This is a genomic window from Legionella quinlivanii (assembly GCF_900461555.1).
Taxonomy (GTDB): Bacteria; Pseudomonadota; Gammaproteobacteria; order Legionellales; family Legionellaceae; genus Legionella_C; species Legionella_C quinlivanii.
In genome coordinates this window covers 1,342,250-1,363,199 of record NZ_UGOX01000001.1, presented here as the reverse complement: position 1 = coordinate 1,363,199, position 20,950 = coordinate 1,342,250, and the positions used below count along the sequence as shown (strand labels likewise).

Genomic DNA, 20,950 nt, shown 5'->3' with positions numbered 1-20,950 from the left:
CTATGCGAGGCCCGTTTCTCAATACGCAGCAGCAAATTGCCTGCTATAAAGCCCAAAGTATTTACAGAGTTTGATTCTGAATGGCTGAAAATGATTATTTGCAATCCTTAATAGCACATTCTGATGCGGTCATTTCCAAGGATCTCTCGTAAGGAATTCAATAAGTCGTCACTCGGTGACACACACCATTCTTTCCCAAGACTTAATAAAACACTCGCTTTCTCCGCTTCATATAAGACCTGAACTACGCAATGCCCTTTGTGATTTTTTAATATCGCTTTAAGCGCCATAATTAGTTCAGCATGCTGATAACCCAGATTCACTCTAAGCGATTTGGCAAAATGATGTCGCGCCTCAGCAATAGTCAAAATCTGGCTGGCTGACATTTTTATCCCGCCGCTAAAATCATCTTTGCTGATTTCTCCTTCAATTACCAGCATCATACCTGTTTGAATTTCAGTGGCAACCGAATCAAAAACCTCAGAAAAAACAACCACATCCATTTTTCCTGACACATCTTCCACAGACAAAATAATCAGCTTTTTTCCGCGTTTGGTCAGCACACGGCGTAATCCGGTGAGTAGCCCACAGATCCAGGCTTTTTTTGCATTACCTGGGTTTAATTTAATAATCGGGGTCACTTTGCTTTGCAACTCTTCAATGTATTGCGCCGCTGGATGGCCACTGAAATATAGTCCAAGGGTTTCTTTTTCCCCATCCAGGCGCTGGATCTGATTCCAGGGCCGAGCTTCCTGGTAATCCTCTCGCGAGGTGGAATCATCTATTAATGAAAAAAGATCGGTTTGACCGCTATTTTGATTCTGCTGTGCGGCATCCGCAATTTTTAGTGCCCTTTCAAGTGAAGCGAATAGTACGGAACGCTCCTGCCCCCATTCATCCATTGCTCCACATTTGATAAGAGCTTCCAGGACCCGGCGATTCACTTTTCTCAGATCAAGCCGGTGGCAAAAATCAAATAGGCCCGAAAAGGCCCCCGACTGTTGACGTTCCTGAACAATACAACTAATAGCAGATTCACCAACACCTTTAATGGCTCCCAAACCATATAAAATGGTGTTGTCATTAGCCACGGTAAATTTAAATTGCGAGCTATTTATCGATGGAGGCAATATAGTAAGCTTCATCTGATAACATTCATTAATGAAGGTCACTACCTTATCAGTATTATCCATATCAGAAGACATTACTGCGGCCATAAATGCCGCAGGAAAATGAGCTTTCAACCAGGCGGTCTGATAAGCCACCAGCGCATAGGCTGCCGAGTGCGATTTGTTAAATCCATAACCCGCAAACTTTTCCATTAAGTCGAATATATAGGTGGCAGTCGCTTCCTCAACTCCTCGACCGACAGCCCCTTCGGTAAAAATTGCCCGCTGCTTGGCCATTTCTTCAGGCTTCTTTTTACCCATTGCGCGTCGCAACATGTCTGCAGCACCAAGCGTATAATTTGCCAGCACCTGGGCAATCTGCATCACTTGTTCCTGATAAAGAATAACCCCGTAAGTCGGCTTCAGGATAGGTTCCAGATCAGGATGCGGATATTCTACTTTGGCACGCCCATGTTTTCGGTCGATAAAATCATCCACCATACCCGACTGCAAAGGACCAGGCCGAAACAATGCGACCAGAGCGATAATATCTTCAAAGCAGTCGGGCTGGAGGCGATGTATCAGCTCCTTCATTCCACGAGACTCAAGCTGAAAAACAGCCGTTGTCTGGCAGGCCTTTAACAGCTCAAAAGACGCCTGATCATCAGTAGGAATTAAGCCTATATCGATAGGTTGCTCATTTTGAGCCGCTCTTAAGTGATTTACCGTCTGTAGCGCCCAATCGATAATTGTCAGTGTCCGCAACCCAAGAAAGTCAAACTTTACCAACCCTGCCGCTTCCACATCATCCTTGTCAAATTGACTTACAATTTGAGAAGAGCCCTCTTCACAGTAAATCGCGGTAAAATCAGTTAAGGTGGAGGGAGCTATCACCACGCCTCCCGCATGCTTACCGGCATTTCGGGTAATACCCTCAAGCTTCATCGCCAGATCGATAAGCTCTTTGACCTCTTCTTCTTCGTCATAACGACGCTTTAACTCTTCTTCATCCTGAAGCGCCTTGGAAAGCGTTATACCAATTTCAAAGGGAATTAACTTGGCAATTTTATCAACAAAACCATAGGGATGACCTAAAACACGCCCGACATCCCGCACGACCGCCTTCGCAGCCATCGTGCCAAAGGTAATAATTTGCGAGACACTTTGTCGACCGTATTTTTCGGCCACATATTCAATTACCCGGTCCCTGCCCTCCATGCAGAAATCAATATCAAAGTCAGGCATGGAGACCCGCTCAGGGTTTAGGAAACGCTCAAACAGTAATTCATATAACAAGGGATCAAGATCGGTAATTTTAAGTGCATAAGCAACCAGTGAACCGGCTCCCGAACCCCGTCCAGGGCCAACCGGTACACCATTTTGTTTAGCCCACTGAATAAAATCAGCTACGATCAGAAAATAACCGGGAAAACCCATTCGATTAATAACGTCAAGCTCCACCTGCAAACGCTGATCATATACCTCCCGCTTGGCCAGCAACACTTCAGGTGTTTCATTGCGAAAAATCTGTTGCAATCGCTCTTCCAGACCCTCTCGCGATAATTTCGAGAGATAATCCGCTTCACTGGAACCATCGGGTATTGGAAAATTGGGTAAATAATTTTGACCTAGTTCAAGCTTGACCGTACAGCGTTTTGCTATTTCAACACTATTAGCCAAAGCCTGGGGCAAATCAGCAAATAATTGGACCATTTCATCTGCAGAGCGCAGATATTGCTTATCATTATATTCCTGACTTCGTCTTGGATCGGCCAGAGTATAGCCTTGATGGATACATACCCGGGCTTCATGCGCATGATAATCATTCTGGGAAATGAAACGAACATCATTGGTCGCTACGAGAGGAATTCCCAGGCTTTGCGACATCTCGACGACAGCTTCATTATAAAAGCTTTCATCCTTTCTACCCGTACGCTGAATTTCCAGATAAAAACGTCCGGGAAATAGTTGGTTGAAGTGATGAGCCAGAGTATAGGCCTGATCCATATCACCGCTTATCAATGCTTTTCCTATGATGCCTGTTCGCCCGCCAGAAAGTGCGATTAGCCCTTCGGCGTGCTCTGCCAGCCATTCATAATGGACACGGGGCTGTCCCTGATACTGACCAAACTGATAGGCCCTGGATACGAGACAGGTTAAATTACGATATCCCAGGTTATTCTGACAGAGTAACACCAGGGAGGAAGTGGATTCCGGTTTATCGGCATAATGGCAAGTCAGGTCGCTTCCGAGGATGGGTTTAACACCGGCATCCACTGCTGTTTTGAACAATTTTACAGCAGCAAACAAATTGCAATGATCAGTAACAGCCACCGCATTCATGCCCCGTTCACTCACCGATTTAATCAAAGGTTTGATTCTGACCAAACCATCAATCATCGAAAATTCAGAATGAACGCGTAAATGGACAAACGAGGTTTTCATAACACAGACTCTTATCACTGGATAGGCAGCACTGTACCCAAGTCGTCCTGATACAGCAAGGCTTTTTGTCTATTGTTGTTCCTGCCAGCGTATTATCGCCATATATTTGTTATTTACACCCAATTTCCTATTAGCATTCTGCAGATGAAAATTGACTGTCCTTCTTGAAACCTCGAGGATTTTTGCAATTGCCTCCAGTCTCAATCCCTGTGACGTCAATTCAAGACACTGCATTTCCCGTTGGGTTAGTGGTACATCCTTCACGGCCTCATGCGCCATAAAATGCCTGAGCTGCTGAAAATAAATCGCTGCAATGATCATCCATTCGTATTGCTTTTCCTGCCAGTTCGCAAGCCCATTTTCTTTTTGTTTCTGATGCAAAACAAGCACGATAAAGTCGCCTTGGGGACCATAGACCGGAATACTTAATCCCACATCAAGGCCATAATCGAGAGACTCCTGACGAATCCGTTGCTCACGCTTGTTTTTGGCGCTGGCTAATTGCTCACTGACATTCCAAAACACCGGCAGCAGGGATTTTTCAGAATACTCAAGGGTTCTGTCAATATCCGCATAGCCTTGCTCCAGATAATATTGATGCCAGATTTTTAAAGCGGGGCTCACCCAGTCATAGATTAGCCGGTTTCCTGTTTTGGTATGTCGATGATAGTAGGTGATAGCAAAACTGTGAATATTCTGCGCGTTAAAGTAATCAAAAAGCAATGAATTCAGTTCGTCCAGTGAATGAGCGCTCGCAAATATCTGACAAGTCCGATGCATTTCCATCCCTATACCTGTCAAAAAAGACAGGAAGCCACGCATGTTTATTTATTATACATTAATATCAACTGAAACACACTTCCGAGGTTATCATGCTTAAGATAATACCTGTTGTTTTGTTACTACCAGGCATTAGTTATGCCGCTTCGATGACTAACAGCATCGCCGGTGTCGGGCCTGGCGGATCAGTCAAACCCTATATTTGTATTCAGAATGAAGGCGGAACCGTCACCCTCCCCCTCGCTCCAGGACAATCCGGGGATGCCAATGCAGCATCCGGCAATCAATACTATGCGGGCGCTACACTCCGTTTTGGGGGTTGCTCAAGCGATAACACCTATCTCGGCTATATAGGATTTAACATCAATAACTCAGGCAACAATGCCATAAGCGCCTATACTCCGCCTGAAGGAGTCCATATTACCTATAAAGATCGCCAGATTGATAGCCGCGGAGTGGTTACAGGAGCTATCGATTACACCCCTATCGACTCCAATATGAATCTCCCCAACCCAAAAGAAAATAGCTACTGGCAGTTTGCGGGGATTAATTTATCGGGCCTTGAATTTGGAAAAACCATTGATCCGGTGGTCGTTCCTAATCTTTCAGAAAAAGATTCAACCACAGCGAATTCGGATTTGAAAGACACTGAAACCTTTATTAAAGCAGGAGTGAATACAGTAAGAGTACCAATCAGTTGGGGCTATGTGCAATTGGATGGTGCCGGCAAAGGGGATATTAACAAATCCTATTATGATAATTATCTTCGCCCTCTGCTGCAAAGCTTAAGCCATGCCAAGGTTAATACCATTATCGACCTGCATGCCTATATGCGTTACTCAAAATTTGGTGAGCAATACTCTGGTTGCGGTGCCGAAGGCCCATGCCCGGACGGTACATTAGTACTTGATTCCAAAGCTTACGAATCCGTCTGGGGACAATTAGTTGATCTGATTCAGCAGGACAGCCAGATTGACAAAAATTATATCATGCTGGATTTAGTGAATGAACCCGTGGGTATTCCGGATGATAAAGTATTTACTATTCAGGCTGATTTAATCAAATACCTGCGTAATAAAGGGTTCCAGGGTTATATTCTGGTTGAAGGCAACAGCTGGACCGGACTGCACTCATGGACGACTTATCAGTGGACTGGAAGCGATGGGCAAACCTACTCCAATGCCACATTATTTACCCGTGAAAATTTTGCTGAAGCCGGCATTACCGATCTTTCAAAGATACTGATTAATGTCCATCAATATCTGGATAGTGATTATAGCGGTACACATAACGACTGCCTGCAGGATTTGACCACCAAAGGGCCGAATGCCTTTAATCTTGATGAATTCGTTGATTACTTACAAGAGAATCAATTAAAGGCCATGGTTACAGAGTTCGGCACCGGAACCAACGCCGGCAGTTGCAGTGCTCCCCTGAAGCAATTCATGCAATATCTGCAGGAAAATAGCGCCAAGGGTAAGGACTACGGCTTTGCAGGTTGGACTATCTGGTCTACCGGTCATGGATGGGGCGGCTATAATCTGCGCGTTAAACCGGATTCTTATCAATTCAATGTGATGAAAGACTTTCTGTAAGAGTCAATCATAAACAACAAATTCTATCCCCTGGATTTGACTCTAAATCCAGGGGATTTTCATTAATGCCTGTTTCTGAAGTCTTGTTGACGGCGTTTCGCCAATAAACCCAGCACAACAGCCACAATAAGGCCTATCAGCATCCAGCTGAATAAAGCGGTTCCAAGGCCGTTGTGGAAAAACAGACTAGCCAGTAAGCCTCCTAATAAAAAACCGCTTAGACCACTGCGAAAGCGGCTGGTCTTATTCGTTGTGGATGGTTTTTTGGCAGACACATTTCTCGAGAAAAGCGTTTTACTTCGATAGGAACCAAATCCTCTTCCACCACCGAATCGCTTTGCAGAGGCTTCGCTTACAATCAATCCGAAGGACAGGAAAACAAATAAAGTCATGAGAATAATTTTTTTCATTGAGTACACCTTGTAATAACCGCGAGGCTCTTTATACCTTGACGGAAGAACTTGTTCAAGCGGTTATGAACATTCAATAATCAATTTGAGTCTATTGAGTTGTTTCAATTCCCTTAACAGCCTGAAAAATTTGTTTTGCCAGTCTGGGCAGGCGAACTTTATTCGTATTGGTTAATAGGATAATTGATACTTGGTCATCAATGTGGCGAATGATGAAACTGCTATATCCGCGGATAGCACCATCTTTTTGGGCAACCAGTTTGTTGTTTCGATAAGAAACCTGCCATCCCAATGACCAGAACAATCCATTTCGACCGCTGGGCTGCCCATTTATCAGAGTAACTGGCCGCCACATTTGCAGGTAAGTTTGAGGGCTTAGAATTTTGCCGGCACTCATTGCCATATCCCATTTCGCCATGTCTTCAATATTTGAGACGATTCCTCCCGATCCCCACATTTGCTGCCAGGGTTTGCGGTTCGGTGCGGGAACATACTTGCCATTAACAAAATGAAAGCCATCTGCTAATCCCGGGGGATTTAGCGTTGCCGGGAAGCCGGTTTGGCTTAAATTGAGTGGATTGAAAATTATAGTTTGAAAATAGCTGGCAAGGCTTTGTCCGCTGACTTGTTCTATCACCCTTCCTAAAACAATAAAACCAAAATTGTTATAGCGGGTATTTGTACCGGGTGCAAACTGCATTGGCCGCTTGGTCAGCTGCTGCCAGACCCGTTGCCAGGGTAAATGAGGTCCCTGATGCTGGGGAATACCACTGGTATGCGACAGAAGCTCGCGGATAGTCACTGCGCGCCAGGCGGCGGGAGCCTTCGGAAGGTACTTCAGAATAGAATCATCAAGCCCTACCTTACCTTCCTGAACTAATTTCATGATCGCAAAGGCAGTGTATACCTTGGAAATGGAACCTATCGCAAATAAAGTTTTTGTTGAAACGGGCCTTGAAGGCTTCAATTGCGCATTACCATATCCTTTGATTAGCAAAGGCTGACCATTTTGCACTACAGCGAGAGCCAGGCCAGGAATATGATTTTCCTGCATGGCAGTCTGGACCATGCTATCTATTTTTGCTTCCAATGCAGAGAGCGCGAAAAGAGGTTTCGAGGCAGTAAGCAATAATAAGATAAACGTTCGTACATAGCTCATGAACTCGTTGTCCTTGATGAGATCTTCGATAAAGTTACTATCCTAATGGCACTAACTTAAGGCTTTAACCCTTAGTCCTACGTCCCTCGGCTTGTCTCTGAGAGATGGTCAAAAAATTTAACCATCCTATTAGAGCCTACGTACCCCTAAGAGCCTACGTACCCTTAAGAGCCTACGTACCCCGCTTTATGCGGGGTATCCAGGCAATGCGTCTGATGGCAAAAGCATTTTAAAACTCACTACCATTGTTATGGATACCCCGCATAAAGCGGGGTACGTAGGCTCTAATAGGATGGTTAATTTTTGTGACCATCTTTCAGGGCTTGGCCGAAGGATGTAGCTAAATATCTTAAGTAAGCACCATTATCTACTATCCCACCCAGCACTTTTTTTAGCAAGTAAGTTACAAATTTACTGACAATATTTTGCCCTTCTTAAGCATTCCTTAATTTATATCCCGTATAATTTTCGCATTTGACAAATAAGGTAAGCCTATGCCCGCATGGAATTTCGATTCAACTGATATTAGTGAAATTGCTGTTTTCGATTTTGATCAAACCATTACCAGGCATCATACTTTCAACCCCATAGCTCGGAAGCAATTCACACCAGCAACCAATATCAAGACAGGCGTAATGGATTATTTCAAATTTACAGATAAGAGACTTTCCGCAATCGCCACTTATCATGATGATCCCGAGTATGTAAAAAGCTACATTGAATATGCACTAGAAAAGCCCTTAACACTGGCCGAGAGCTTTGATTTTGAACATACCAGGCTTTCGGTGTACATGGCAGAAGGCCTTCCACATCCTATTGTGATTTCAAGCCTTCAACCCACAGACTTCGATACCCACTTGGGCGCTGTGATGCCTGAGGGAAAAAATACTCAAATACTGAATATTCTGTCTTACTTGAAAGTTTTTCATGGGCTTAATTACTCAAACACTCATCTTGAATTTTATGATGATACTTACGAAAACATTTTCGCCGCTACACACCCTTCCTCCAAGGTTAATCTGCTCGATAAAGTGAGCCATATCAGCACGCATTATGTAATTCGCAATGCACCTGATTTTACATTAGGTATCCCAAAAGATGTACACGCTGAAGTAAAAGTTAGTCCTTACAGCAGCGATAGTCTCAAAGCCTGTACCAGGCAAGCATTGGATGAATATCTAAATTACAGTAATCGCTTCTGGTCAAAAATATCCATTTTTCACCGCCACGGTCCAGAAGGGCAAAAGAGAGCGATTGATTTTTTTGATAAATTATTTACCCAAAAAGAGGAAAACACTGCAGGGTTCCTATTGGACTTCCTGGAAAATAATAACAAAAATGGCAATACTTACCCCCATTCATTCCGTACTCTCCTGTTGAAAACCATGAGTAAAGAAGGGTTGCACTGGAAAAATGAAAGCGACTTTATAAATAATTTAACCGAATTAAAAACCAGTTTATACCAACCTCCGATGGCTGCCGTTGCTACAGCCTAGCTAAACCTTGGAAGCGCGGCTTCTGTAAGACGCGCTCAACTTTCTATTTTTAAATTCAGACCGATTAACTGAGCAACACTGCATTGCATCTTTAATTCTATACAGGCAAAATGACAAACTAGAAAACTCTCTGGTTATCACGCAGGATCGCAAAATGGCTTATGGACCTCTTCAACCCGGTAAAATCTGGCTAACTCGCTCTATTCTCGCTTTTCTAATTGCTTCAAATTCCGCTTTAGCCGATGAACCGGTTAGTTCCTGTTCTGGTCCAACCGCCTTTTTAAATCTCATTGACCGGCCTAATTATGCCGACAGCTCCTGTACGGTTCCCTGGAAGTCAGTCATTATTGAATCGGGTTATCAATATCAGCGCCTGACCGATAGCGATGGTACATTACAGACTTACCCTAACATGGAAACACGTTTCGGTTTACCGGGAAACAACGAGCTATATGTACTTTGGCCAACCTATAATCAGCAATCCTTTTCTCCCCGTTATGGAAACAGCGAAACGATGGCCGGCTTAAAGCATATGCTGGTCAACAATAATAAATGGGTCATTGCGGTAGAAGCGGAATTATTTTTCCCCGATGGCAGCGCAGCTTATGGAAGCAAGTCGGCAGGCGGAGGCGCCAACGCCATTCTGACTTATACTATTAATCCCAAGTGGAGTGTTACTACAATGCTTGGCGTCAGCAGCTTAACAGAATCGTGCTTTAATGGCGGTGAACGATATAACAACTTTATTCCGGATTTTGTGCTCAGTTATTCATTAAGTGATCGCCTGAGCGCCTACGGTGAAGTGTATGGTGAAACCAAAACAGGTCCTGGTGAACATAGTGGATTCAATGCCGATGCGGGGATACTGTTTCTGATAACCCCGTCCATTATTATCGATATTAACGCTGGCCAGCGCATAAGCGGCTATCCCGGCTCTTTTGAAAATTACTTCGGAGCGGGTATTTCCTTTATGATTTAATTTCCCCAGGAAAACTATGGAACAAAGAACTCAGGTACTTATTATAGGTGCTGGTCCAGTGGGCTTAAGTACCGCTATTGGCCTTGCCAGGCAAGGTATTCAGTCAGTCGTCATTGAAAAACATCCAGGCACCACCAATCATCCCAAGGCAAGAGGGGTTAATACTCGAACAATGGAAATTTTTCGATTGTGGGGGCTGGAGTCAGAACTGCGTCAATATCAGCTCCCTGCCGAGGCTCATCGATTTATCTGGCTTGAGTCTCTGCAGGGTAAAGAATTAACCCGGGTCAATGCAAAACCAAGACCGTCTTCCTACAGCCCGACAGAAGTAGCTGTGATTTCACAGGATTGGGTCGAAGAAGTCTTACTTGCGGCAGCGAAAAGCTACCCGCAGATCCAGTGCTATTTTAATGCCAGAATGATTAACTTTGAGCAGGATGAGACGGGGGTAAAAACTACGGTACTCGATACTGTTTCTCAAAAACAATATCTCATGCAGTCAGAATATGTGGTTGCCGCCGATGGTGCCAATTCCAGCACTCGGCCGTTATTAGGCATCGGCATGCAGGGTAAGGATAATCTGGGAGAGTTTTGTAACATCTATTGTGAAATGGATTTATCAAAATATTTAAGTGACAGACCCAGTGTTGGCTTTATGTTTACCCGAAAAGATATTATGGGAACCTCCCTGCTCTCCAAGGATGGCTCCAAACGGTGGCTGGTTGGCGTGCGCTATGATCACATTCCTGAATTGACCAGGGAAAGTTTTACTGATCAATTCTGTATTGAACTCATTGAAAACCTTGTGGATGATAATTCCATCCAGATCAAGCTGATTAATAAAGCGTTCTGGACTATGGCTGCCTTGATTGCTGAAAATTACCGTAAAGGCAGAATTATCCTGGCCGGCGATGCCGCCCACCGTTTGCCGCCCACGGGGGGACTTGGAATGAATACCGGTGTGCAGGATGCACATAATCTCGCCTGGAAGCTTGCTGCTGTTATTAAAGGTTATGCTACTCCTTCCCTGCTTGACACCTATTATGATGAGCGCGCTCCAATTGCCGAGAATAATATTGCCTGGAGCACAAAAAATGCAATGCGCTTCACCCGAATTTTTGAAGCTATCTATAACGAAGACTATGAAACCATGTCAGCGGCTCTGGAAGAGCAAAATGAGCACTTGAACCAGGTAGGACTGGATATCGGTTTTCGATATGAATGCGGTGCAATGATTAAGGAAAACAACCCGCCGCCCTCTCCTAACACCTCCGATTATCAGCCCTCTACCTATCCAGGAAGCAGAGCGCCGCATTATCCTCTGGAAAAAAATGGTATCTCCATCTCTACCCTTGATTTATTCGATAACCATTTCGTACTGCTCAGCACTGACTCAAATGAAAAATGGCATAATGCTGTAAGCGCCATTAGCAATAAATATCCAATAAAAAGTTATCGTATTGGCGAGAAAGGAGAGCTTCAAGCCCCCCAGGGAAACTGGCTTAAAGTCTATGAACTGACCCAATCAGGTGCTGTTTTGGTACGGCCGGATGGTCATATCGCCTGGCGAACGATAGAAAAAGAAACTGATCCACAAAATAAACTGGAACAAATCTTGAATGAAATACTAACAGGCAGTTAATTTGGAGAATTTACCATGAAACGCAGCAGGATGGTTTGTTTTGTCGTAATGCTATCAGCCTTTATCAGTGGTGTCTCTCTTTTAAGTGCTTGCAACAGCACTTCGGATAAGTACCCGCATCCTGTGGATGAAGATTATGGCGGTGGTGGTACTGGTGGGATGGGCGGCTTTGGAGGACACGGCGGCCATTAACAGACATTCAATTATCAAGGCTGCATTTATCATGCAGCCTTGAGGACAGTTAAAAAGTTACTTAACTTGCCAGGGCATCAGTCGCTGTAACATACTCATATCCCAGATCGCGGGCTACTGCTTCATGAGTGATCATTCCTTTATGAACATTTAATCCATTTAATAAATGACCATCGCTTAAGAGTGCCAGCTTCACACCTTTGGTGACCAGACTGATTACAAAGGGAAGCGTTGCATTGTTCAACGCAAAGGTAGATGTTCGCGGAACAGCGCCAGGCATATTAGCCACACAATAATGCACCACATTTTCAATCACATAAGTTGGCTCATGATGCGTAGTCGGTCGACTGGTTTCAAAACATCCGCCCTGATCGATGGCCACGTCAACAACTACAGAACCGGGTCGCATCGCTTTTAACATTGAGCGCGTCACTAACTTCGGTGCAGCAGCACCTGGAACCAGAACCGCTCCGATAACCAAATCGGCATTCGTCACATATTGTTCTAAAGCTTCTGCAGTCGCATAAATGGTATTCAATTTAGCGCCAAACTGAAAGTCAAGCTCACGCAAACGAGTTAAGGACTTATCGAGAACCGTTACTCTTGCTTCCATTCCCATTGCCATTCGGACTGCATTGGTTCCTACCACCCCGCCGCCAATCACCAGAACATTTGCAGGAGCGACACCTGGAACACCACCTAAAAGAACCCCGCTTCCTCCCTGCGCCATCTCCAGACAATGAGCACCTGCCTGAATGGACATGCGTCCTGCGACCTGGGACATAGGAGTCAACAAAGGCAAACCGCCGTCATTTTGAGTCACCGTTTCATAGGCAATTGCAGTCGCGCCTGATTCTTTCAACAGGCGAGTCTGTTGTGGATCCGGGGCGAGATGAAGATAGGTAAACAGGGTTTGACCTTCTCGAAGGCGATGGCACTCAACAGGTTGAGGTTCTTTTACTTTAACAATTAACTCAGCCCGCTCAAATACCTCATCAGCAGTTGCCAGAATTTCAGCTCCAGCAGCGCGATACTGGTCATCAGTAATTCCAATACCAAGGCCAGCTCCTTTTTCTACAAAAACGGTGCTTCCTACTCGCGTAATTTCACGAACGCTGGCAGGAACCAATCCAACGCGATTCTCCTGCGGTTTGATTTCTTTTGGAACACCGACAAACATATTCACCCCCAATTATTGTTTTAACTGCTCGATAAGCTGAGGTATCAGCTCGAATAAATCACCTACCAATCCATAGGTGGCTATTTGGAAAATAGGAGCATCCTCATCTTTATTGATTGCGACAATCACTTTGGAGTCTTTCATGCCAGCCAAATGCTGAACAGCTCCTGAAATGCCAATTGCAAAATATAAATCCGGGGCGACTACTTTACCGGTTTGCCCCACCTGATAGTCGTTAGGAACAAATCCCGCATCAACAGCCGCTCTCGATGCGCCCACAGCAGCACCAAGAACATCGGCCAGTTCCTCAATCAATTTGAATTTTTCAGCATTCTGCAAACCGCGTCCGCCCGATACGATAATTTTTGCACTTCCCAATTCAGGCCGTTCTGACTTGCTTAATTGATGGCTTACAAAATGGCAGTTCTCTTCTGCAATCACTGTGCTGATTCGCTCAATACAGCAGGCTGATTGTTTCTCTTGAATACTGTCAAATGCTGTGGTGCGGATGGTTAAGATTTTTTTTGCATCGAGAATCTTCACGGTTTCTATCGCGTTTCCTGCATAAATCGGATGCTGGAACTCGTCTGAAGAAATAATGCGGCTGACATCCGACACCTGTGCCACATCAAGTAAGGCGGCAACTCGCGGCAGTATATTTTTGCCAAAGGTTGTGGATGCGGCAAGAATAGCAGTGAATGACTCGGCAAGGCTTGCCACGAGCTGACTAGTATTTTCTGCCAACTGATGGGCATAGCATGGATTATCCACTAAAAGAACCGAATGAACCCCAGCGACCGCAGATGCCTGTTCGGCAACGCTTTGGCAATCATGCCCAATCACGAGAAAAACCGGCTTATCATCGAGCTGAAGTGCGGCTGCCAAAGTATTTAATGACGCAGGGTGTAATTGTTTATTGTCATGTTCCGCAATGACTAGAACGCTCATAATTTCTCCCTGAATTAAAGCACTTTGGCTTCATGTTTTAATTTATCTATCAAACTACTGACCGAGTCGAGTTTGACACCAGCACTTCTTGCTGAGGGTGCGGTGACCGACACCACTTTAACATGGTCCCTAAGCTCAAGATTCAGGCTGCTCAACTCAATGATATCAAGCGGTTTTTTCTTGGATTTCATGATGTTAGGCAGGCTGGCATAACGAGGTTCATTAAGACGTAAATCCGTACTGACTACAGCGGGCAATTGCATTTGCAATGTTTCCAGACCGCCATCAATTTCACGAGTTACAGTAATGGAGTTATTTTCAATAGTTAACGAAGAGGCAAATGTCGCCTGAGGCCAGTTTAATAAGGCGGCAAGCATTTGCGGCGTTTGATTATTATCGCCGTCGATCGATTGCTTGCCAAGTAATACCAGGCCTGGCTTTTCCTGATGAACTATCGACGACAAAATTTTTGCAATATTCAGGCTGCAAAAAGTCTGATCAGTTTTGACCAGGACAGCCCGATCGGCTCCCAGAGCCAGACCATGTCTTAAGGTTTCCTGAGAGGCGTCGCTGCCAATCGAGACAATAACCACTTCAGAGGCTAAGTTTTTCTCTTTCAGACGAAGTGCCTCTTCTACAGCAATTTCGTCAAAAGGGTTCATGGACATCTTGACATTTTGTGTTTCCACCCCCTGATTATTGGCTTTAACACGGATTTTTACATAGGGGTCAATCACACGCTTCACTGCAACCAAAATTTTCATAGATCCTCACTGGATTCACTCATTATCAGTTTACGAGTAGTTTCAAACTGCTTTTTATTTTTATCCTGAATCAAGCCCTACATCTTGCCAGAGAACCAGTACATAATTCAAGGCTAGTTTTCAGTAAGCCTGTTCAACGCTTACGACAGAGTCCGCGTTCACTAGACAGCAGTAATTTCCTCCAGGAACTGGTGAAAACTTTCTCCAATTTCCGGATGGCGCAACCCAAACTCAACGCTTGCCTGCATATATCCTAACTTGGATCCGCAATCATAGCGTTTACCGTCAAATTGAAAAGCCAGCACTTTTTCGCAGTCGAGCAACCGCTTAATCCCATCAGTAAGCTGAATTTCACCGCGCTCGTCTGGCGGTGTTTCTCGTAATGCGGCAAAAATTGCCGGAGTAAAAATATAACGCCCTACTGCTGCGAGGTTTGAAGGAGCCGTTTTAGCTGCTGGCTTTTCAATCATCCCGGTCACTTCGGAGAAACGCTCCTGTGTGTTTACAAGACTTACCACCCCGTATTGATGAACGTCATGCCAGGGAACGGATTGAACTGCCAGGATCGATTTTCTTTCATTCATAAAAAAATCGACCATCGATGATAAACAGGGAACGCGCAGATCATCAATCAGATCATCTGCCAATAAAATCGAAAAGGGATCCTCACCAATCACATGCTCTGCACACAAGATCGCATGCCCAAGGCCCAGCGGTTGATTTTGCCGAACATAGGTAAACTGAATCCCTTCAGGGGAAACATTGCGTACCAGCTCCAGAAAACTTTCTTTTCTTTGTTCTAAAAGTCGGCTTTCGAGCTCAAATTGTTTGTCAAAATGATCCTCGATAGCTCTTTTGGTAGAGCTTGTAATAAAAATCATATGATTGAAGCCGGCTCGAGCGGCCTCTTCTACCGCATATTGAATCAGCGGCTTATCTACGACGGGCAACATTTCCTTTGGGGTTGCCTTGGTCGCTGGTAAAAAACGGGAGCCTAGTCCTGCAACAGGAAACACCGCCTTTTTTATTGGCATCGCTTATCACCTAATCGTTATGTCCAATAACAACAGGACGCCCTACAGAATAATACCTCTGCAAATTGGCTTCTTTGACCGCTTTCAAGTCGAAGCAATTACGTCCATCAAAAACCGCCGCTCGTCCAAGAGATCGTTTCATCGCAGATAGAGAGTAAGACTGGAACTCAGACCATTCAGTGGCAATTATTAAAGCATCCAAACCTGCATTGAGTACTTCTTCGGCAGATTTTGCCCATACGATATTATGCTCGCCCTGAAAAAGCAACTGGGCAGAATCTGTAGCTACAGGGTCATAGGCAATCACTAAAGCATCTTCCCGAAGAAGGGACTGAATAGCAATTAAACTACTGGCTTCTCTTAAATCATCTGTATCCGGTTTAAATGATAATCCCCAGAACCCCAGTTTTAAACCGCTCAATTTCTGGTTGAAATGACTCATCAAATGCTTATAGACCCAGCTTTTCTGTTGATTGTTCACTTCGTCTATCGCATGCAGCAAAGCGGGATTCAATTGCAGGTCAACAGCGCATTGGGCAAGGGCTCTGACGTCTTTAGGAAAACAGGATCCGCCATAGCCGATTCCGGCATTCAGAAAGTGAGGGCCGATGCGTTCATCGAGCGCCATCCCCTGGCGCACCTCTTCGATATTAGCCCCGGCAGCCTCTGCGATTTGGCTAATCTGGTTAATGAAGCTTATACGGGCAGCCAGCATGGCATTGGCAGAATACTTGGTCAACTCGGCTGAAGAGCGGCTCATTGCCAGAAACGGTATCCCCTTGTTGATTAATGGCTGGTAGATTTCCTGCAAGCAGGCGATTGAAGAAGGCTCCCCGCCTGCAATAATGCGGTCGGCATTTAAAAAGTCAAACACAGCAGACCCTTCTCGCAAAAACTCAGGATTAGATGCTAACTGCACTGAAATGGCCTTGTTCAAAAGTGCTAACTCTTCCTTAACAAGATTTTCCAGGAGCTCCCCGGTTCCAACGGGAACAGTGGATTTACAAATAATAAAACTATCTCTTTCAGCAAGTTGAGCTATTTTCCTGACCACTTCTTTGACCTGGGATAGATCAGCCCGGCCATCCTCTAACCCGGGAGTACCCACCGCAATAAAATGAACATCGGCAAAATGAATCGCCTTTTCCAGCTCTGAATCAAATCGAAGCTTGCCCGCATCGCTTTGCTCACAAAGCAATTGAGGCAAATTTTTTTCATGAATAGGACATTGTCCGGATTGTAAGGATTTGATTCGATTATGATTTATATCAACACATAAAACATCATGCCCCAGACTAGCGAAACAGGCAGAGGAAACCAGCCCCACATAACCTGCTCCATATACAGCTATTCTCATAATTACTCTCACTTCCTTTAAACACAGGTCAAAGCGCTTGACTCACACTCGTTAGTTTCAAACAGGCCCGGCTCTTCCTCGTTCGGCTGGTTTACAGTTCTTAGCGCCGCAAGCGCCCTGGTAACCGCCCGGCCAGCTTCAGTGCCTGTGGCACATATATCTTTGTTGTAAGACAGTTTTCTAAGCCGGTCTTCAATTTTTTTTAACTTTATTTCCAGTGAATCATTTGAAGCGTCAACTTGTTGAAAAACTTTTAAAACCTCCTTCATTTCCTTGCTTTTTGTATGACCATAGCGAAGACTGGCAGCGGTTTGCTTTGATTGCTGGTAAATATATTCTTCAAGCGGGACCGCAATCAGTTTAATCTCAAACTCACTAAAGTAATGCCCCCATAAGCCAATCTCTGCTGACAGATCTAGATCGCTTATCGCTGCAGAAGGCATCATGCTGTTGAATATTCTTTTCTGAGCCTCAAGGCTTAATGCGAGCCCCACCTTAAAAATCAGATAAATCAGATTGGTGCCCTGAGCCATTGCTGTCACAGCCAGTTTTGAAAATATCTCAATGAAATAGTGCGTCTGCTTTCCAATGGCCTGAACAATATCGATCTGTGATTTCTGCAGCCAGTCAGAGCCTTTCCAGATTACATAAACTGTTGCGAATAATAGCGCAAACTCCTCGATATATAAACCTGCACAAAGCGCGGTAGTTACCAGAGGTAACTTGTCGATAGTGGTTTGAAACCAGTTTTCTGGCAATTCCCGGGCGTTGCTATGATAATCCTGAATGGAACCGAACATTGAGATGAGGCTATTGAGTAATGCACTTTGCAATACATTATCAGAAGTCTCCTTATCTTTATGTAACTTGCTGATGAGCTGATCAAGGCTGGATACCTCCACATATTGCGAAGGCCTATGATTAAGATTTTTTTGCAGGATAAGATGGCTCTGAGCAAGCAGATAACGGCACAATCCCTTTTCATAGCTTGTGTCTCTGATTTGCTGTTCAAGCCAGGCTATACGTCCCTGTCCTCTATTGGCCTCTATTAACTTGTCGAGTTCCGCATAAGTCCGTTCAAGCTTGTCCGGCTGCCCCACGAATTGTCCCAGCAATTGCGAAAAACAGGTCATCAGCGTCAGCTTGATTTTTTTTTGCTGATAGTCATTCAGCTCAATATGATTGGTATCATAATAATCTACAATGGTACTTAATTTTCTCTCCAATTCTTCTATTGTCATCCCTGTCTCCGTATGTGCTTTTGCATTGAATCAAGCGTTATCTTTTAAGCAAAAAAGTGTTAGGATACAAAAATTTATCGTAAGGCAGTTAAATTCTGGTCTCCTGCTAACACTCATTACTGCATTTTTATGGATATGAATCAACTAACTGCCTCAAAAAAAAACAAGTCCTTATCGACCGCAGGGCTACTCGGCTTTTGCCTCCTTATTATTTTTGTACGGCTATTTTTAAGAGGCAGCTTACTTGAAATTGATGAAGCGGAGCAAATTGTCCTGGCGCAAAATTTTTCCTGGGGGTATCTTAATCAACCGCCTTTATATAATTGGCTGCAATACTGTCTGTTTCTCTTGTTTGGTGCAAATCTTTTTAGTTTAATAGCCTTGAAATCAGTACTGCTTTTTGGTTGTTTGTTTTATTATCATCGCATTTGCCAGCTGCATTGTAAAAATTCTTTATTGGCCTGGTGCGCTACAGTTTCCTGGGCTTTAATTCCCGCAATCAGCCTGGATTTGCTGAAGGACAATACACACTCAGTATTGGCTTTGCTAATGGCTTGTATCAGCTGGTATATAGTTTTTAAACCAAAAAGCCTGTCCAGCTTTGGCGACTATTGCATCCTGGGCTTAATCATGGGTTGTGGCCTGCTTTCCAAATATAATTACCTGTTTTTTCTTTTACCCCTTTTCCTTACTCTTATATCCATCGAGGAAATTCGTTCACGGATAAAGCCCGCTTATTTACTTTTATCCTTTTCATTAGCGTTACTGATTGCAAGCCCTTATTTGATATGGCTCTATCATTTTGCACATATTGGCTTGCATTCCAGTTATAAATTAGTATCGCCGCATAAATCGATTATTCACGGGCCTATTGAAGTTCTCAAAGGCGGGTTGTTATTCATTCTGCCCGTTTTCCTAATCAGCCAGATTTTTTTTCCGACCTCTTTTTCTTTCCGAGAAAAATCGCTGGAAAGCCGCATTGTCAATGTCTATTTCATTTATGCGCTGGCGTGTTTAGTCATTATGGTGCTTGCATTTGGGATCAAAAATTTTGAAACGCGATGGCTAATTCCGGTATTGTTCATAGCCCCTATTATTTTTTTCAGCCAGATTCAGGAAAACCAGTTTAATCCGAAACGTTTTTCCCATTACATTATATGCTGTCTTCTTTTACAAAGCTTTTTGGTTTCGGCTCTGGTCTATCGGGCTCATTTTGGAAATCAGCGCAACCTGCGTTTTCCTTTCACAGAGCTGATTCATATGCTGAAACAATCAGGCAGCTCCTTCAATTATATTCTTTCCGATTCATTCTGGTTACTTGGAAATCTGTACACACAAACCGGAACTGATTTTCGTTTTATTGATACCCTGACACCGTTTAAGTATCCGAAAGGCCACTTGTTTTTAACCTGGATGGGAGCGGAAGCTCCATCCTGGGTTCAAGACCTTTTTCCAAACCAGCAAGTTGTGGTTCACCCGATATACTCCACAACCCACCCGCGAGAGATTCTTGGCGGCTGGACCGAGTATAAAGGCCCTTTGCCATTGGTTGCCTTGACCTGAGTTTTATCATATTTATTGAATTTCCACCTAAGTTATCTCATAATAAGCAAATAATTTATTTATTTTACAATTACCATGACAGCCTATTTAAATAATCTTTTAAACAAAAGATCCTGCCAGAATTCCACTCATCCAGCTATCGTATCCTTAAAAGAGATTTGCAAGGATAGCCAAAAATTAACACTTGCCGATTATCAAAAAATAATTACACAGTTTATCAAATCCCCCGCATCTGACACTGACATTGTCAACATTGAAAAATTCATTTTTTCAGCCTATGAATTAGAATGTTATCATCGCCAGCTTCAGGCCCAGTGTAAGCCCTCTGCTGAATCGGCTAAGAAAACAAGCCCAACACTTTTTGCGAGAGAAATTACATCAATTTCTATCCATCGCTTACAGATTTTGAATCTACTAACTAAATTAGATATATTAGATGACAAACTATTTGAAGCCGTAAGCTCTTATCCACGAGCTCAGGTTCAAAACATTTATGCTCAGCTCAAGTCTATTAAAAACCAGGATGATTTTTGGAACATTCATAATGAATGGAGCGCTGAAAATAAATCCGAAGAAGTAGTTGCCAAAAATTCAACATCTACAGTGGTACCGCCGAATTAAATTGCTTATTCGGCAACCACATAAAATTCGCAGGCCTCACGCGCACTGGTACAAACATAGCCGGTATAGATATCAATCCAGTTTGGATCAACGCGGGGAGGCAGTTTTACGATAGTTTGTCTCCAGATTGAATAATCTCCAGCTGAATTACGATAAGTGCAGCTCACCCCCCTGCCAAAACCGGCTACCAGAATGTTGGCCTTAACAAACTGAGTGCCGGGTTCTCCGTAGGGAGGATTCGCTGAAAAGGGATTCTTGAGCCAGGGATAGGGAGGTTCACCCCATTGAAGAGAGCTATTATCAGGATCAGGACAAACGCTTGCGTAAGAGTTGAGGGTGAGCGCTAAAAGCCATAGAAATAGCTTTAATTTCATATTTTATTCTCCCTGAATAATTCGCTCGCATGTAATTATCTGATTATTTTTCCAATTTTGT

The 20,950-nt window shown here is 44.0% G+C and carries 18 protein-coding genes; 7 read left to right on the top strand and 11 right to left on the bottom strand.

The features are described from left to right. Nucleotides 1–107 precede the first annotated feature (107 nt). A complete protein-coding gene (dnaE, locus tag DYH61_RS05800; RefSeq protein WP_058506732.1) occupies nucleotides 108–3,554 on the bottom strand; it encodes a DNA polymerase III subunit alpha in 3,447 nt (1,148 codons plus the stop codon). A gap of 69 nt (nucleotides 3,555–3,623) precedes the next feature. Further along, nucleotides 3,624–4,334 carry a helix-turn-helix transcriptional regulator gene (locus DYH61_RS05795; RefSeq protein WP_058507296.1) on the bottom strand — a complete coding sequence of 237 codons (711 nt, stop codon included), beginning with the start codon at nucleotides 4,332–4,334 and terminating at the stop codon, nucleotides 3,624–3,626. 92 nt (nucleotides 4,335–4,426) lie between these two features. Between DYH61_RS05795 and DYH61_RS05790 the strand changes: the two genes are divergently transcribed. Then, nucleotides 4,427–5,929 carry a glycoside hydrolase family 5 protein gene (locus tag DYH61_RS05790; protein ID WP_083499166.1) on the top strand — a complete coding sequence of 501 codons (1,503 nt, stop codon included), beginning with the start codon at nucleotides 4,427–4,429 and terminating at the stop codon, nucleotides 5,927–5,929. A gap of 62 nt (nucleotides 5,930–5,991) precedes the next feature. Here DYH61_RS05790 and DYH61_RS05785 read toward each other — a convergent pair whose 3' ends face one another. After that, nucleotides 5,992–6,339 carry a hypothetical protein gene (locus DYH61_RS05785; protein WP_058506734.1) on the bottom strand — a complete coding sequence of 116 codons (348 nt, stop codon included), beginning with the start codon at nucleotides 6,337–6,339 and terminating at the stop codon, nucleotides 5,992–5,994. A gap of 91 nt (nucleotides 6,340–6,430) precedes the next feature. Further along, on the bottom strand, nucleotides 6,431–7,498 hold the full coding sequence (locus tag DYH61_RS05780; RefSeq protein WP_058506735.1) for a serine hydrolase domain-containing protein: 1,068 nt from the start codon (nucleotides 7,496–7,498) through the stop codon (nucleotides 6,431–6,433). Nucleotides 7,499–7,992: 494 nt separating this feature from the next. Here DYH61_RS05780 and DYH61_RS05775 point away from each other — a divergent pair, with 494 nt between their 5' ends. From DYH61_RS05775 to DYH61_RS15615, 4 genes are all read left to right on the top strand, one after another. Beyond that, nucleotides 7,993–8,994 (top strand): hypothetical protein, encoded by a 1,002-nt coding sequence (locus tag DYH61_RS05775; RefSeq protein ID WP_058506736.1) that lies wholly within the window; start codon nucleotides 7,993–7,995, stop codon nucleotides 8,992–8,994. A 154-nt stretch (nucleotides 8,995–9,148) separates the two neighbouring features. Continuing rightward, nucleotides 9,149–9,973, top strand: a complete 825-nt coding sequence (locus DYH61_RS05770; protein ID WP_058506737.1) for a transporter — start codon at nucleotides 9,149–9,151, stop codon at nucleotides 9,971–9,973. Between the two features lie 16 nt (nucleotides 9,974–9,989). After that, on the top strand, nucleotides 9,990–11,615 hold the full coding sequence (locus tag DYH61_RS05765) for an FAD-dependent oxidoreductase (RefSeq protein ID WP_058506738.1): 1,626 nt from the start codon (nucleotides 9,990–9,992) through the stop codon (nucleotides 11,613–11,615). 15 nt (nucleotides 11,616–11,630) lie between these two features. Further along, nucleotides 11,631–11,807 (top strand): hypothetical protein, encoded by a 177-nt coding sequence (locus tag DYH61_RS15615; RefSeq protein ID WP_157072285.1) that lies wholly within the window; start codon nucleotides 11,631–11,633, stop codon nucleotides 11,805–11,807. A 61-nt stretch (nucleotides 11,808–11,868) separates the two neighbouring features. On the opposite strand, the gene ald is transcribed toward DYH61_RS15615, so the two are convergent. From ald to DYH61_RS05735, 6 genes are all read right to left on the bottom strand, one after another. Then, nucleotides 11,869–12,987 (bottom strand): alanine dehydrogenase, encoded by a 1,119-nt coding sequence (gene ald / locus DYH61_RS05760; protein WP_058506739.1) that lies wholly within the window; start codon nucleotides 12,985–12,987, stop codon nucleotides 11,869–11,871. Between the two features lie 12 nt (nucleotides 12,988–12,999). Further along, complete coding sequence (locus tag DYH61_RS05755) at nucleotides 13,000–13,935, bottom strand: electron transfer flavoprotein subunit alpha/FixB family protein (protein WP_058506740.1); 936 nt, start codon at nucleotides 13,933–13,935, stop codon at nucleotides 13,000–13,002. A 14-nt stretch (nucleotides 13,936–13,949) separates the two neighbouring features. Further along, complete coding sequence (locus DYH61_RS05750; protein WP_058506741.1) at nucleotides 13,950–14,699, bottom strand: electron transfer flavoprotein subunit beta/FixA family protein; 750 nt, start codon at nucleotides 14,697–14,699, stop codon at nucleotides 13,950–13,952. 161 nt (nucleotides 14,700–14,860) lie between these two features. Beyond that, nucleotides 14,861–15,733 carry a UTP--glucose-1-phosphate uridylyltransferase GalU gene (galU, locus tag DYH61_RS05745; protein WP_058506742.1) on the bottom strand — a complete coding sequence of 291 codons (873 nt, stop codon included), beginning with the start codon at nucleotides 15,731–15,733 and terminating at the stop codon, nucleotides 14,861–14,863. A gap of 10 nt (nucleotides 15,734–15,743) precedes the next feature. Continuing rightward, nucleotides 15,744–17,090 (bottom strand): UDP-glucose dehydrogenase family protein, encoded by a 1,347-nt coding sequence (locus DYH61_RS05740; RefSeq protein ID WP_065236116.1) that lies wholly within the window; start codon nucleotides 17,088–17,090, stop codon nucleotides 15,744–15,746. Nucleotides 17,091–17,107: 17 nt separating this feature from the next. Then, nucleotides 17,108–18,331 carry a hypothetical protein gene (locus DYH61_RS05735; protein WP_058506743.1) on the bottom strand — a complete coding sequence of 408 codons (1,224 nt, stop codon included), beginning with the start codon at nucleotides 18,329–18,331 and terminating at the stop codon, nucleotides 17,108–17,110. A 135-nt stretch (nucleotides 18,332–18,466) separates the two neighbouring features. Here DYH61_RS05735 and DYH61_RS05730 point away from each other — a divergent pair, with 135 nt between their 5' ends. Both DYH61_RS05730 and DYH61_RS05725 read left to right on the top strand, forming a co-directional pair. Continuing rightward, the gene (locus DYH61_RS05730) at nucleotides 18,467–19,894 is read left to right on the top strand and encodes an ArnT family glycosyltransferase (RefSeq protein ID WP_160037272.1); all 1,428 of its coding nucleotides are present in this window, start codon (nucleotides 18,467–18,469) and stop codon (nucleotides 19,892–19,894) included. A 75-nt stretch (nucleotides 19,895–19,969) separates the two neighbouring features. Then, complete coding sequence (locus tag DYH61_RS05725; RefSeq protein ID WP_058506745.1) at nucleotides 19,970–20,515, top strand: hypothetical protein; 546 nt, start codon at nucleotides 19,970–19,972, stop codon at nucleotides 20,513–20,515. Between the two features lie 5 nt (nucleotides 20,516–20,520). Here the strand turns inward: DYH61_RS05725 and DYH61_RS05720 are convergent, their stop codons facing one another. Continuing rightward, nucleotides 20,521–20,889: a DUF3757 domain-containing protein gene (locus DYH61_RS05720; protein ID WP_058506746.1), complete on the bottom strand. Its 369-nt coding sequence runs from the start codon at nucleotides 20,887–20,889 to the stop codon at nucleotides 20,521–20,523. Nucleotides 20,890–20,950: the final 61 nt, after the last annotated feature.

What these genes read in the sequence shown, in the direction of transcription:
- DYH61_RS05720 (WP_058506746.1), bottom strand. Translation starts at nt 20,889, where the DNA reads ATGAAATTAAAGCTATTTCTATGGCTTTTAGCGCTCACCCTCAACTCT.
- DYH61_RS05725 (WP_058506745.1), top strand. Translation starts at nt 19,970, where the DNA reads ATGACAGCCTATTTAAATAATCTTTTAAACAAAAGATCCTGCCAGAAT.
- DYH61_RS05775 (WP_058506736.1), top strand. Translation starts at nt 7,993, where the DNA reads ATGCCCGCATGGAATTTCGATTCAACTGATATTAGTGAAATTGCTGTT.
- dnaE (WP_058506732.1), bottom strand. Translation starts at nt 3,554, where the DNA reads ATGAAAACCTCGTTTGTCCATTTACGCGTTCATTCTGAATTTTCGATG.
- DYH61_RS05755 (WP_058506740.1), bottom strand. Translation starts at nt 13,935, where the DNA reads ATGAGCGTTCTAGTCATTGCGGAACATGACAATAAACAATTACACCCT.
- DYH61_RS05780 (WP_058506735.1), bottom strand. Translation starts at nt 7,498, where the DNA reads ATGAGCTATGTACGAACGTTTATCTTATTATTGCTTACTGCCTCGAAA.
- DYH61_RS05790 (WP_083499166.1), top strand. Translation starts at nt 4,427, where the DNA reads ATGCTTAAGATAATACCTGTTGTTTTGTTACTACCAGGCATTAGTTAT.
- DYH61_RS15615 (WP_157072285.1), top strand. Translation starts at nt 11,631, where the DNA reads ATGAAACGCAGCAGGATGGTTTGTTTTGTCGTAATGCTATCAGCCTTT.
- DYH61_RS05770 (WP_058506737.1), top strand. Translation starts at nt 9,149, where the DNA reads ATGGCTTATGGACCTCTTCAACCCGGTAAAATCTGGCTAACTCGCTCT.
- ald (WP_058506739.1), bottom strand. Translation starts at nt 12,987, where the DNA reads ATGTTTGTCGGTGTTCCAAAAGAAATCAAACCGCAGGAGAATCGCGTT.
- galU (WP_058506742.1), bottom strand. Translation starts at nt 15,733, where the DNA reads ATGCCAATAAAAAAGGCGGTGTTTCCTGTTGCAGGACTAGGCTCCCGT.
- DYH61_RS05795 (WP_058507296.1), bottom strand. Translation starts at nt 4,334, where the DNA reads ATGCATCGGACTTGTCAGATATTTGCGAGCGCTCATTCACTGGACGAA.
- DYH61_RS05740 (WP_065236116.1), bottom strand. Translation starts at nt 17,090, where the DNA reads ATGAGAATAGCTGTATATGGAGCAGGTTATGTGGGGCTGGTTTCCTCT.
- DYH61_RS05735 (WP_058506743.1), bottom strand. Translation starts at nt 18,331, where the DNA reads ATGACAATAGAAGAATTGGAGAGAAAATTAAGTACCATTGTAGATTAT.
- DYH61_RS05750 (WP_058506741.1), bottom strand. Translation starts at nt 14,699, where the DNA reads ATGAAAATTTTGGTTGCAGTGAAGCGTGTGATTGACCCCTATGTAAAA.
- DYH61_RS05785 (WP_058506734.1), bottom strand. Translation starts at nt 6,339, where the DNA reads ATGAAAAAAATTATTCTCATGACTTTATTTGTTTTCCTGTCCTTCGGA.
- DYH61_RS05730 (WP_160037272.1), top strand. Translation starts at nt 18,467, where the DNA reads ATGAATCAACTAACTGCCTCAAAAAAAAACAAGTCCTTATCGACCGCA.
- DYH61_RS05765 (WP_058506738.1), top strand. Translation starts at nt 9,990, where the DNA reads ATGGAACAAAGAACTCAGGTACTTATTATAGGTGCTGGTCCAGTGGGC.